Origin of the sequence: Achromobacter marplatensis (assembly GCF_002209535.1) — a bacterium.
Lineage (GTDB): Bacteria > Pseudomonadota > Gammaproteobacteria > Burkholderiales > Burkholderiaceae_B > Achromobacter > Achromobacter marplatensis.
In genome coordinates this window covers 223,370-236,112 of the sequence record NZ_NJIG01000001.1, presented here as the reverse complement: position 1 = coordinate 236,112, position 12,743 = coordinate 223,370, and the positions used below count along the sequence as shown (strand labels likewise).

The 12,743-nt window shown below is 66.4% G+C and carries 12 protein-coding genes; 8 read left to right on the top strand and 4 right to left on the bottom strand.

What is annotated here, in order from left to right:
• Positions 1 to 13 precede the first annotated feature (13 nt).
• Genes CEY09_RS00945 through CEY09_RS00935 form a run of 3 tightly spaced genes read right to left on the bottom strand, consistent with a single transcriptional unit; the run spans position 14 to position 3,335 of the window.
• On the bottom strand, positions 14 to 1,024 hold the full coding sequence (locus CEY09_RS00945; protein ID WP_088587209.1) for an aldo/keto reductase: 1,011 nt from the start codon (positions 1,022 to 1,024) through the stop codon (positions 14 to 16).
• 34 nt (positions 1,025 to 1,058) lie between these two features.
• Positions 1,059 to 2,114 carry a serine hydrolase domain-containing protein gene (locus CEY09_RS00940; protein WP_234704787.1) on the bottom strand — a complete coding sequence of 352 codons (1,056 nt, stop codon included), beginning with the start codon at positions 2,112 to 2,114 and terminating at the stop codon, positions 1,059 to 1,061.
• Positions 2,115 to 2,138: 24 nt separating this feature from the next.
• Positions 2,139 to 3,335 (bottom strand): pyridoxal-phosphate-dependent aminotransferase family protein, encoded by a 1,197-nt coding sequence (locus CEY09_RS00935; RefSeq protein WP_088587208.1) that lies wholly within the window; start codon positions 3,333 to 3,335, stop codon positions 2,139 to 2,141.
• 201 nt (positions 3,336 to 3,536) lie between these two features.
• Between CEY09_RS00935 and CEY09_RS00930 the strand changes: the two genes are divergently transcribed.
• The 7 genes from CEY09_RS00930 (at position 3,537) to CEY09_RS00900 (ending at position 11,271) form a co-directional block, all read left to right on the top strand.
• Entirely contained in the window at positions 3,537 to 4,331 is a 795-nt protein-coding gene (locus CEY09_RS00930; protein WP_088587207.1) for a GntR family transcriptional regulator, read from the top strand.
• Between the two features lie 107 nt (positions 4,332 to 4,438).
• The gene (locus CEY09_RS00925) at positions 4,439 to 6,010 is read left to right on the top strand and encodes an ABC transporter substrate-binding protein (RefSeq protein ID WP_006224391.1); all 1,572 of its coding nucleotides are present in this window, start codon (positions 4,439 to 4,441) and stop codon (positions 6,008 to 6,010) included.
• Positions 6,011 to 6,074: 64 nt separating this feature from the next.
• Positions 6,075 to 6,992 (top strand): ABC transporter permease, encoded by a 918-nt coding sequence (locus CEY09_RS00920; RefSeq protein ID WP_006224390.1) that lies wholly within the window; start codon positions 6,075 to 6,077, stop codon positions 6,990 to 6,992.
• 1 nt (position 6,993) lies between these two features.
• Entirely contained in the window at positions 6,994 to 7,911 is a 918-nt protein-coding gene (locus CEY09_RS00915) for an ABC transporter permease (RefSeq protein WP_006224389.1), read from the top strand.
• Positions 7,912 to 7,913: 2 nt separating this feature from the next.
• Positions 7,914 to 8,903 carry an ABC transporter ATP-binding protein gene (locus tag CEY09_RS00910; protein WP_088587206.1) on the top strand — a complete coding sequence of 330 codons (990 nt, stop codon included), beginning with the start codon at positions 7,914 to 7,916 and terminating at the stop codon, positions 8,901 to 8,903.
• Complete coding sequence (locus tag CEY09_RS00905) at positions 8,900 to 9,880, top strand: ABC transporter ATP-binding protein (RefSeq protein ID WP_088587205.1); 981 nt, start codon at positions 8,900 to 8,902, stop codon at positions 9,878 to 9,880. The genes CEY09_RS00910 and CEY09_RS00905 overlap by 4 nt, the downstream gene beginning before the upstream one ends.
• Complete coding sequence (locus tag CEY09_RS00900; RefSeq protein WP_088587204.1) at positions 9,877 to 11,271, top strand: M20 family metallopeptidase; 1,395 nt, start codon at positions 9,877 to 9,879, stop codon at positions 11,269 to 11,271. The genes CEY09_RS00905 and CEY09_RS00900 overlap by 4 nt, the downstream gene beginning before the upstream one ends.
• Here CEY09_RS00900 and CEY09_RS00895 read toward each other — a convergent pair.
• Positions 11,268 to 12,152: a LysR family transcriptional regulator gene (locus tag CEY09_RS00895; protein ID WP_088587203.1), complete on the bottom strand. Its 885-nt coding sequence runs from the start codon at positions 12,150 to 12,152 to the stop codon at positions 11,268 to 11,270. The genes CEY09_RS00900 and CEY09_RS00895 overlap by 4 nt on opposite strands.
• A 110-nt stretch (positions 12,153 to 12,262) precedes the next feature.
• Here CEY09_RS00895 and CEY09_RS00890 point away from each other — a divergent pair, with 110 nt between their 5' ends.
• Positions 12,263 to 12,658, top strand: coding sequence for a hypothetical protein (locus CEY09_RS00890; RefSeq protein WP_088587202.1), 396 nt, complete (start codon positions 12,263 to 12,265; stop codon positions 12,656 to 12,658).
• Positions 12,659 to 12,743 lie beyond the last annotated feature (85 nt).

Here is a 12,743-nt window from a genome sequence, read left to right as displayed (position 1 = left end):
TCCCGGGATACCTTTATGCAGCGGCTACCGGCCGCCCGTAGAATGGGTAGTTCGGGTCGTTGTAGCCGTGCGTCGACGCATGGCCGGGCGTCACCCAGCCGTCCACGACGGCTTCGTCTTCCGCCGTGATCTTCACGTCCAGCGCCGCATAGTAGTCGTCCATCTGTGCCAGCGTGCGCGGGCCGGCGATCACGCTCGTGATGACCGGATTGGCCAGCACCCAGGCGGTGGCGAAGTGGCCCGGCTGCACGCCGCGCGCCGCGCTGTGCTGAACCAGCTGCTGCGCGATCTGCAGGGACTCTTCACGGAATTCGGTAGCCAGGATGCGGCGGTCGCCACGCCCGGCACGGGTATCGGCCGCCGGCGCCTGGCCAGGCAGGTACTTGCCCGTGAGCACGCCGCGCGCGATGGGGCTGTACGGCACCACGCCCAGTCCGTAATGCTTGCAGGCGGGCAGGATTTCCACTTCCGGACCGCGATTGAGCATGTTGTAGTACGGCTGGCACACCACCGGTTGCGGCACGCCCAGCTTTTCGGCAAGGCGCATGACCTCGGCAATGCGCCACCCGCGGAAGTTCGACAAGCCGAAGCTGCGCAGCTTGCCCGCGCGGATCAGGTCGCCCAGCGCCCACAGCGCTTCTTCCAGGTTTTCCTCGTGGTAGTCGCGGTGCAGGTACAGGATGTCCATGAAATCCGTGCCCAGGCGCGAGAGGCTTTGCTCCACGCCGCGCATCAGCCACTGGCGCGAATAATGGGCCTGGTTCGGGCCCTTGCCCACCGGGTTGCCGATCTTGCTGGCCAGCACCCAGTCGTGGCGCTGCCCTTGCAGCAGCTTGCCCACCACCTCTTCCGAACGGCCTTCGTTGTAGACGTCGGCCGTATCGATGAAATTCAAGCCATGGTCGCGCGCCGACGCGACAATGCGCGCCGCCTCGTCATCAGGCGTCTGTTCTCCGAACATCATGGTGCCCAGGCATAGCGGCGAAACGCGCAGATTGCTGGTTCCCAGTCGGCGGTAGTTCATGGCTTCATTCCTTGGTCGGTAAGAGGTCAGAATGTTACGCCTGTGGCGCGTCCACCGCTGCAAGGATCTTGCCGAACAGTGCATCCGCATGGGCGGAATTCAGCCAGCGCACGATCACCACCATCTTGCGCTCGGGCTCCACCCAGGTAAACGAACTGCCCGCGCCCACGCCGAAGAAGCTGCTGGCCGGCACGCTGGGAAATACGCGGCCTTCGTGGTTCAACCAGATCAGGTAGCCGTAATACGGCGCGATGGCGCAGGGCGTGCGCATCGCTTGAATCCATTCCCGAGACAGGATCTGCTTGCCATTGGCCTGGCCGTCGTTCAGCAGCATCTGGCCAATCAGCGCCTGGTCGCGCGCGCTGATGGACATGCCGCCGCCCCAGTGGGATCCGCCCGGCACCGACGGCATGCGCTGGCCGTCGATCTCGACCCAGGCGGTGTCGTAGCCCACCCATTGCCAGTCTTCGCTCGCGCCGATGGGGCGCGTGACGGCTTCGCGGAACACGTCCGGCAGCGGCTTGCGGAACAAGTGCAGCAGCGCGTAGGACAGCTGGTTGATGCGCACGTCGTTGTATTCCCAGTAGGTACCGGGGCGCTGCAAGGGGCGCGCGTCGCCCTTCTTGCCATCGGGCGGCACGCCGAACGTGACGGCGCGATAGCGGTCCGCCTGGTCCGACACGCCGAAGCGCTCGCCTTCCCATTCGCTGGTCTGCTGCAACAGGTGACGCCACGTGATGTCTGCGTTCTGCCCTTCGTCGAAACCGATGCCGGGCACCCGCTTGCCGACGGGCTCGTCCACATCGGGCAGCAGGCCGCGATCATGCGCCACGCCCGCCAGGATGGCCAGATACAGCTTGGCCACGCTGAAGGTCAGGTCGGCGCGCTCGGGCTCGCCCCAGGACGCGACGGTCTTGCCGTCGACCACGACCACGCCCGATACCGGGCCGCGGTCATGGATCGGCCCCAGCAGGCGGTTCCAGGGCGGCGGATCGTTCAGGTGCACGCCGAAATTGCCCTTGACGCTGCGGTCCCAGGTGGATTCGTGTTCATTGGCGAACTGGATCGCCTGCTGCATAAGCGTGTTCATTGCTTCCCTCGTTATTGTGGTGTGTCAGGCCGTGGCGCCTTCGGGCGTGCGGGCCAGGAATTCCATCGCGGCCTGCATGCCGCCTGCGCGGTGCGGCACGCCGGCGGCGGCCAGACCCATCTCGACGCCGGCCAGGGTGCCGCACAGGGTCAGGTCATTGAAGTGGCCAAGGTGACCGATGCGGAAGACCCGGTCGGTCAGCTTGCCCAGGCCCTGCCCCAACGACATGTCGAAGCGGTCCAGGATGATCTTGCGCAGCGCGTCCGCGCCGTGGCCCTCGGGCATCAGCACGGCGGTCAACGCAGGGCTGTGCGCGGCCGGATCCAGGCTTAGCAATTCCAGCCCCCATCCGGCCACGGCCAGGCGCGTGGCGCGCGCATGGCGTTCGTGCCGCGCGAACACACGCGGCAGGCCTTCGGCTTGCAGCATGGCCAAGGCCTCGTGCAGGCCGTACAGCAAGTTGGTCGACGGCGTATACGGGAAATAGCCTTTGGCGTTGGCGGTCAGCATGTCGCGCCAGTCCCAGTAGGCGCGCGGCAGGCGCGCGGTGTCGGCGGCGGCAAGCGCCCGCGCGCTGACGGCATTGAACGCCAGGCCGGGCGGCAGCATCAGGCCCTTTTGTGAGCCGGCCACCGTCACGTCCACGCCCCATTCGTCATGGCGGTAGTTGATCGAGCCCAGCGACGAAATCGTGTCCACCATCAGCAGCGCGGGATGCGCGGCGCGGTCGATCGCGGCGCGCACGGCGGCGATGTCGCTGGTGACGCCCGTCGAGGTTTCGTTATGCACCACGCACACGGCCTTGATGCGGTGCTGCGTGTCTTCGGCAAGGCGCGCGCCGATCACGGCGGCGTCCACGGGGTGACGCCAGTCGCCTTCGATGTAGTCGACCTCAAGCCCCAGGCGGCCCGCCAGCTTCTTCCACAGGCTGGCGAAGTGGCCGGTTTCCACCATCAGCACCCGGTCGCCCGGCGACAGCGTGTTGACCAGCGCCGCTTCCCACGCGCCGGTGCCCGACGACGGAAAAATGACCACGGGGGATTGCGTCTGGAAGACCTGCTTGACTCCCGCCAGCACGGCCAGCCCCAGCGCGCCGAACTCCGGCCCTCGATGGTCGATGGTGGGCTGATCGATGGCCCGCAGCACGCGGTCAGGCACATTCGTCGGCCCCGGAATCTGCAGGAAATGCCGGCCGGACGGATGGGAGTTCAGGGTAAGCATGCGTAGCCCAAGAGTGGAATTTTTTGTATACCAACGAAAGATGCGCGACGAGTAAACGACGTTTGTCTCGCATGCGGACTTGCGGCATGCGCCACTCTATCCCATTGTTTTTACATCGATAACCTAGGGTATACACCCATGATTGAACCGCAGGCCGCAGGTTTATAGTCTAGAAAAATACGGGGAAATGTTGGTATACCAATGAGCAGCAATCCTAGCCTGATGCCGGATCTGGCAGGGTCGGCAGATGCCGGCCGCGCCGATTCCGATGCGACGCCAACCGCCAGGGTTCCGCCCTCGGCGCCGCGCGCCGCCGGCAACGGCCGCACGCTGCCTGGCGCGGTGGCCAGCCAACTGCGCGAACGCATCATCCAGGGCGAATTCCCGCCCGGCTCCCGCCTGAACGAACGTGCGCTGTGCGACCTGCTGGGCGTCTCGCGCACCCCGATGCGCGAAGCGTTCCGCGTGCTGGCGGCCGAAGGGCTGGTGCAGATCGAACCGAACCGCGGCGCGCAGGTGGTGGCGCTGTCTGAGGCGAACATCCGCGAAGCCTTCGAAGTGATCGGCGGACTGGAAGCCATGTCGTGCCGGCTGGCGTGCCAACGGGCGACGGATGTCGAGATCGCGGAAATCCGTGCGCTGACCTACGAAATGATGGCCAGCCACGCCCGCCACGACCTGCCTACCTACTTCCGCACCAACCGCGAAATCCACGAACGCATCAGCCTGGCCTCGCACAACAGCCTGCTCAAGCAGCTGTACGACGCCCAGAACGCACGCATCCAGAACCTGCGCTTCGTGTCGAACGAAGACCGCCAGAAATGGGATCTGGCAATGCGGGAACACATCGAAATGGCCGACGCCCTGGACGCGCGCGACGCGGACCGGCTGGCGGGCATCATGCGGCAGCACTTGCAGCGCAAGTGCGAGGCCGCCTTAAAGACGTTGAACGCAGGGCAGGCCCCCGCGACCGCGCAGTCGTCCGGATCGGGTTGAAGCCCTTCCCAGCCCACGGACGACAACGATAAGAACAAGGGTGGCGCGGCCCGGAGCGAGATGATGGATACGCAGTACATGTAGTGCCTTCCAGAGGAGCCTTCACCATGGCTGATTGTCGCTTCACACCCGTCTCACCCGCCTTGCCCTCCCGCCGCACCCCTGCCCTGCACGCGCTTGCCGCCGCCTTGCTGGCCTGCGCCACGCTTGCCTCCCAGCCCGCGCTGGCCGGCAAGAAGGACGACACCTTGCGCATGGCCTACGACCAGGCGCCGGAAAGCGTGGACCCGTATTTCAACAACGTGCGGATCGGCGTCATCATCGCCGCCAACGTCTGGGACACGCTGCTGTACCGCGACCCCGTCACCAACGAGTACAAGGGCCAGCTGGCCAAGAGCTGGAAGCAGGTCGACGACAAGACGATGGAATTCGAGTTGCGCGAAGGCGTGAAATTCCATAACGGCGAGGAGTTCGACGCGGACTCGGTCGTGTACACGCTGAACTACGTGGCCGACCCCAAGAACAAGGCCGTCACCCAGCAGAACGTGGCCTGGATCGACAAGGTCGAGAAGATCGACAAGTACAAGGTGCGTCTCACCACCAAGGAGCCCTTCCCCGGCGCCAAGGAATACCTGTCCACCACCGCTGCCATCCATCCCGCCAAGTACTACCAGGAAGTGGGTCCCAAGGGCATGAACGCCAAACCCGTGGGGTCGGGCCCCTACAAGGTCACCGACTACCAGCCCGGCAAGTCCATCACGCTGGAGCGCAACGCCGACTACTTCAAGGATTCGCCCAAAGCGCAGCCCAAGATCGGCCGCGTCGTCATCCGCTTCATCCCCGACCGCCAGACCCAGATGGCCGAAGTGATCTCGGGCGGCGAAGACCTGATCATGAGCGTGCCCAAGGACCAGGCCGAACAGCTGGGCCAGATGCCCAACCTGCAGATGGTCACGGGCAACACGATGCGCATCGTGTTCATGCAGATGAACATCCAGGATGGCACCCCGGCGCCCCAGCTGAAAGACGAGCGCGTGCGCCGCGCCATCATCCACGCGATCGACCGCAACGCCATGCTGAAGAACATCGTGGGCGAAGGCGGCGGCCTCATCAACACCATCTGCACCCCGTCGCAAGTGGGCTGCACGCAGGATGGCGCGCCCACCTACAAGTACGACCCGGCGCTGGCCAAGAAACTGCTGGCGGACGCCGGCTACGCCAACGGCTTCGACATCGACATCGTGGCGTACCGCGAACGCAATCAGACCGAAGCCATCATCAACTACCTGCAGGCCGTGGGCATCCGCGCCAAGCTGAACTACCTGCAGTACGCCGCCATGCGCGACATGATCCGCGCCAACAAGGCGTCGCTGACCCACCAGACCTGGGGCTCGAATCTGGTCAACGACGTCTCGGCGTCCACGCCGGTGTACTTCGCCTTCGGCAACGACGACGTCACGCGCGACGCCCAGGTGCGGGACCTGCTCAACAAGGGCGACCACACGATCGATCCCGCCCCCCGCAATGCGGCTTACAAGGAAGCGCTGGACCTGATCGCGCAAAAGGCCTATGCGGTGCCGCTGTGGACGCTGCCCGCCTACTACGTCGCCACCAAGGACGTGAACTTCAAGCCCTACTCGGATGAGCTGGTGCGCTTCTGGGACATGAGCTGGAAGTAAGGCGCAGGGTTGCGCCGGGCAGGCATCGCGCCGCCCGGCGCCGCGAAACGATAGAGGAAGTCCTATGCTTTATTTCACGATCAGGCGCCTGGGCCTGGCGGCGCTGGTGGCGCTGACCGTTTCGATCCTGGCGTTCCTGCTGCTGCACCTGTCCGGCGACCCGGCCCTGGCCCTGGCGGGCGAAGGCGCGCGCCAGGCGGACATCGACATGATCCGCAAGACCTACGGGCTGGACCGGCCACTGGCGGTGCAGTACGCCGACTGGCTCTGGCACATTCTGCAAGGCGATTTCGGCACGTCGGTGTATTTCAAGACCGAAGCCGGCCCGCTGATCCTGTCCAAGCTCAAGACCACGCTGCTGCTGGGCATGGGCGCACTTGGGTTCGCGCTGCTGATCTCCATTCCGCTGGGCGTGCTGGCCGCGCTATATAAAGGCAGCCTGATCGACCGCATCTGCCTGGCGATCGCGGTGCTGGGCCAGGCGCTGCCCAACTTCTTCTTTGCGCTGATCCTGATCATGCTGTTCTCGATCTCGCTGCGCATCCTGCCCGTGTCGGGCAGCGGGACGTGGCAGCATTTCGTGATGCCGGCCATCGCCCTGGGCTATTACGTGGCGCCCGCCTTCATGCGGCTGATCCGCGCCGGCATGATTGAAGTGCTGGGCGCGGACTACATCCGCACCGCGCGGGCCAAGGGCCTGCCCGCGCGCAAGATCATCTTCAAGCATGCGTTGCGCAACGCCATCGTGCCGGTGGTGGCCCTGGCCGCCGTGCAGCTGGGCTACCTGCTGGGCGGCTCCGTCGTCATCGAAACCATCTACGCGCTCGACGGCCTGGGCTACCTGGCCTACCAAAGCATCACGTACAAGGACTATCCCGTCATGCAGCTGATCGTGCTGCTGCTGTCCGTGCTGTACGTGCTGCTGACGCTGGCCGCCGATATCGCCAACGCGTGGCTGGATCCGCGCATCCGGGTGTCCTGACATGAATACGCCTACCCTCACCCCTGCCGCGCCCGGCGCCCCCGCGCCGGCTCCGCTGGAACTCTCCGCCTCCACGCTGCGCTGGCGCCGCCTGCGCCGCAACAAGGCCCTCCTGGCCGGCGGCGGCATCCTGCTTGCCATCGTGCTGATTGCGCTGCTGGCCCCGTGGATCTCTCCGCACGACCCCTACTTCCAGGACCTGGCCTACCGTACCGCGCCGCCGGTCTGGTACGAAAAAGGCACCTGGCTGCATCCGCTGGGCACCGACCAATTGGGCCGCGACTATATGTCGCGCCTTTTCTACGGCGCGCGCATTTCGCTCTTGATCGGCATCAGCGTGGCGCTGATCTCCGGGCTGATCGGCACGGCCATGGGCATGGCCGCCGGCTACTTCGGCGGCAAGGTCGACATGGCGGTGTCGTTCCTGATCACGACCCGATTGTCGATGCCGGTCATCCTGGTGGCGCTGGCTACCGTGGCCATCGTCGGCGGATCGCTGTGGGTGGTGATCCTGGTGCTGGGCCTGTTGAAATGGGACCGCTACGCCGTCGTCATGCGCAGCGCCACGCAGCAGGTGCGGTCGCTGGAATACGTGGCTGCGGCACAAGCCGCGGGCGCGTCCACCTGGCGCATCGTCTGGGGCGAAGTCCTGCCCAACGTCGTGCCGCAGCTGATCGTCATCGCCACGCTGGAAGCCGCCAGCGCCATCCTGCTGGAAGCCTCCCTGTCGTTCCTGGGCCTGGGCGTGCAGCCCCCGCTGCCGTCCTGGGGCCTGATGATTTCCGAGGCCAAGGCCTACATGTTCTTCTCGTTCTGGCTGATCGCCATCCCGGGCTCGGCACTGGCGCTGCTGATCTTCGCGATCAACCTGGCTGGCGACGGGCTGCATCAACTGCTGACGCCTGAAGAGAGGGCCTGACCATGAACGACAAAGAAATCGTCCTGGACGTACAAGGGCTGACCGTCGACATCGCCACGCCCCGCGGCCCGCTGCACGCGGTGCGCGACGTGTCCTTCCAGGTCCGGCGGGGTGAAACGCTGTGCCTGGTGGGCGAATCGGGATGCGGCAAGTCGATGACCTCGCTGGCCATCATGGGGCTGCTGCCCAAGGCCGCGCAGCGCAGCACCCGCCGGCTGTCGGTGTTGGGCGAAGACCTGTCGGCTGCGCGCGGCCGCCGCATCAACGCCTTGCGCGGCAGCAAGATGGCCATGATCTTCCAGGAACCGATGACGGCGCTGAACCCGGCCTACCCCATCGGCGAACAGCTCACCGAGCACTACATCCATCACCGCCATGCCACGAAGCAGCAGGCGCGCGACCGCGCCATCGAGCTGCTGGAGAAAGTCGGCATCGCGTCCGCCGGACAGCGGCTGACGCAGTACCCGCACCAGTTGTCCGGCGGCCTGCGCCAGCGCGTGATGATCGCGATGGCGCTGATGTGCGGCCCTGAACTGCTTATCGCCGACGAGCCCAGCACCGCGCTGGACGTCACCATCCAGGCCCAGATCCTCCGCCTGCTGGCCGACTTGCAGGCCGAGCTGGGCATCGCCATGGTGCTGATCACGCATGACCTGGGCGTGGTAGCGCGCATCGCGCGGCAAGTCGCCGTGATGTATGCGGGCCAGATCGTCGAGGAAGGCCCCGTCGAGAGCATCTTCGCCACCCCGCGCCATCCCTACACGCAGGGGCTGCTGGGCTGTATCCCCGTTCCCGGCCGCACGCCGCCCGGCGAATCGCTGGGCACCATCCCCGGCGTCGTGCCCTCGCTGGTGGGCGACCTGCGCGGCTGCGCCTTTGCCGACCGCTGCCGCTACGCGCAGCCCCAATGCCGCGACACGATCCCCATCTACGGCCACCCGCCCGAACAGCAATGGCGCTGCATCCGCCAAGAGGAAGGAGTCCCGGCATGAGCGTGCTCTTGCAAGCCGAAGCCGTCAGCCGGCAATTCTCGATCCGCGCGGGCCTATTCCGCCCACGCAGCACGCTGCATGCCGTCAACGGCGTGGACCTCGCCGTGGAACGCGGCGCGGTGCTGGGCATCGTGGGCGAATCCGGTTGCGGCAAGTCCACCCTGGCCCGCATGCTGCTGGGCCTCACGCCCCCCACCGAAGGGGCCATCAAGCTGGACGGCCAGGACATCCGGCAGATGGACCGCCGCGCGCTCGCCCGCCGGGTGCAGCCGATTTTCCAGGACCCGTATTCATCCTTGAACCCGCGCCGCTCCATCGCGTCCATCGTGTCGCTGCCGCTGGAAGTGCACGGCATCGCCAACCCCAAGCTGCATAAAGCGATCGAGATGCTGGAGCGGGTCGGCCTGCCGCCGCGCCTGGCGCACAACACGCCGGGGCAATTGTCCGGCGGACAGCGCCAGCGCGTGGCCATCGCCCGGGCGCTGGTCATGCACCCCGAGATCGTGATCTGCGATGAGCCCACCTCGGCGCTGGACGTGTCGGTGCAGGCGCAGATCATGAACCTGCTGATGGACCTGCGGCGCGAGTTCAACCTGACCTATGTCTTCATCAGCCACAACCTGGCGGTGGTGGAGCACATCGCCACCCACGTTGCGGTGATGTACCTGGGCCGCGTCGTGGAGTCCTCTCCCACGGCGCAACTGTTCCATGACCCGCGCCATCCATACACGCAGGCGCTGCTGGCATCGGTGCTGACGCCGGAGCCCGGCCTTGGCATCCCCGACATGGGGCTGGGGCTGTCGTTTCCCGACCCGCTGCATCCGCCGCCGGGCTGCCCCTTCCATCCGCGCTGCCAATACGCCATGGCGCAATGCAGGACCGAACGCCCGGCGCTGGCGCTGCGCGACGAATCCGTGGTGGCCTGCCACCTGTACCCGACCTCTTCCTCTCATCCCGACGGAGCCCGACCATCATGACCCGTGAGCAAGCCATCGCCCAAGCGGAACACTGTTTTGATTCGGGCGCCTTCCGCGCGCTATTGGCGCGCCGGCTGGCGCTGCCGACGGAAAGCCAGAATCCGGAGCGCGCCGCCGTGCTGGCCGACTACCTGGAATCCGAGATCCGACCGGCATTCGAAGCCTTGGGATTCACCTGCCGCACGCTGACCCACCCCAAGGCGCTGGCGCCTTTCCTGTATGCCGAGCGCATCGAAGACCCCGCCCTGCCCACCGTGCTGGGCTACGGACACGGCGACGTCATCCGCGGCCTGGAAAAGGAATGGAAGGACGGCCTGTCGCCGTGGGCGCTGACCGAGGCCGAGGGCCGCTGGTACGGCCGCGGCATCGCCGACAACAAGGGCCAGCACACGATCAACATGGAGGCGCTGCGGCTGGTGCTGGAAACGCGCGGCAAGCTGGGCTTCAACGCCAAGTACCTGATTGAAATGGGCGAAGAGACGGGGTCGATGGGCCTGCGCGAGCTATGCGCCGAGCACCGCGACCTGCTGGCCGCCGACCTGCTGATCGCCTCAGACGGCCCGCGCCTGGCCGCCAAGCGCCCCACCATTTTCCTGGGCGCGCGCGGCAGCCTGAACTTCGACCTGAGCATCGAGGCGCGCGCCGGCGGCCATCACTCCGGCAACTGGGGCGGGCTGATTTCCAACCCCGGCATCCAACTGGCGCACGCCATCGCCACCATCGTCTCGCCCACCGGACAGATCCGCATCCCCGAATGGGTGCCGGCCGAACTGCCGGCCGCCGTACGCCGCGCACTGGCCGATTGCCAGGTGGACGGCGGCGCGGACGGCCCGGAAATCGAACCGGAATGGGGCGAGCCCGGCCTGTCGCCCGCTGAACGGGTGTTCGGCTGGTGTTCGTTCGAAGTCCTGGCCTACAAGACGGGCAACCCCGAAACACCCGTCAACGCCATCCCGCCGCGCGCCTGGGCCCGCTGCCAACTGCGCTTCGTGGTGGGCGTGGACGCGGAAGACCTGATCCCCGCGCTGCGCCGGCACCTGGATCGCCAGGGCTTTCCGATGGTCAAGATCGCACTCACGCGCGAATCCATGTTCTGCGCCACCCGCATCGACCCCGATGACGCCTGGGTGCAATGGGCGGTGGATTCGCTGGAACGCACCTCCGGCGAAAAGACCGCGCTCTTGCCCAACCTGGGCGGATCGCTGCCCAACGACATCTTCACCGACGTCTTGGGCCTGCGGACGATCTGGGTGCCGCACTCGTATCCGGGCTGCTCGCAACATGCGCCCAACGAACACCTGCCGCCGGAATTGCTGCGCCAGGCGCTGGGGCTGATGACCGGGCTGTACTGGGACCTGGGCGCAGGCGGTACGCCCGCGGTCGGGCGCTAAGGCTTATCCGGCGCTCGCAGGAAATCGATGAAGCGCCGGACCTTAGCGCTGACGTGGCGGGTGTCAGGGTAGACGGCATACACCGGTTGCGGCGGCAGCGAAATCGTCGGCAGCACCCGCTGCAACACGCCCCGCGCCAGCGGTTCTTCCAGTAGCCAGTCCGGCAACGCGGCCACCCCGCAGCCGGCTTCGGCAAACGCCAGCAACGCCGACGCCGTGTCGGCATGGGCCACGGGCGCGACCCGCAGCGCGTGTTCTCGCCCTTTGCCATCGGTCACGCGCCAGTGGTCGCTGCGTCCCGGCCGGTTGGCCAGCCAGGGCATCGCGGCCAGGGCCTCCAGCGTGCGCGGCGCGCCGTGCTCGGCCAGCAACGCCGGGCTGGCCACAAGCAGAAGTTTGAATTGGCCGATCGGCGTGGCGCGATAGCTGGAATCCGCCAGCGTCCCCACGCGGATCGCCAGATCCAGCCGGTCGCCGATCAGGTCGGCGTGCGCGGAACTGGCCTGGTAGCTGACCCGCAACGCAGGATGGCGCCGCGCGAAAGCCGCCAGGGCGGGCGCCACGATACGGTTGCCGTAATCCACCGTGGCGGTTACGCGCAAGCTGCCCGCCAAGGTGGCCTGCCCCGACCGCGCCTGATCCACGGCCGCGTCGGCCTCGCGCAGCAGTCGCGCGCATTCCGCATAAAAGCCTTCGCCGGCCTCGGTCAGCGCCAAGCGCCGGGTGCTGCGGGTCAATAGCGCCACTCCCAGCTCTTGTTCCAGCTGCTTGAGATTGAAGCTGACGACCGCTTTGGTCGTGCCCAGCGTGTCGGCAGCCGCCGTGAACGAGCCGGCTTCAACCACCGCGACGAACATCCCCAGGCGATTCAGATTGATCATGGGAGCATCCCATTGTCAAAAAAACACGAACAGTATATCCAGTCATTTGAGCTTCTTTCAGAACACCGGCCTACCTAGAATGGCGCTCCTTATTGTCTTTGAAGCCCGCCATGACGGACCTGTCTACCCCGTGCCTGCGCCTGACGCTGGACGCCCACTCCCTGATCGAACACTGGATCGGCCAGCCCGACGCGCCGGACCACGTCCTGGCCGACCTGCTGTCGCGCTTTGCGCCCGGCTTCACCATGATCGCCACCGACGGCCAGCGTCTGGACGGGAATGCGCTACCGGCTTTGTTCGCCGGCTTGCGCGGCGCGCGTCCTGGCCTGAAGATCGACATCGACGACATGACGGTGCGGCACATTGATACGGCGTCGGTGCTGCTCACCTACCGCGAACGGCACGTCTGGAGCACAGGCGCTACGCAGCGACGCGCGACCGTCCTGTTCACAGCCGGGGCGGGTGAGATGCCGCAATGGGCGCATCTGCACGAAACCTGGGCGTGACCCGACGGCGGCGGGCGGCCATATCCCCTGCAGCTATATGCAAGCGGGGAATAAATCGTTGGCGTGGGCGGTGTGAATCATTAGA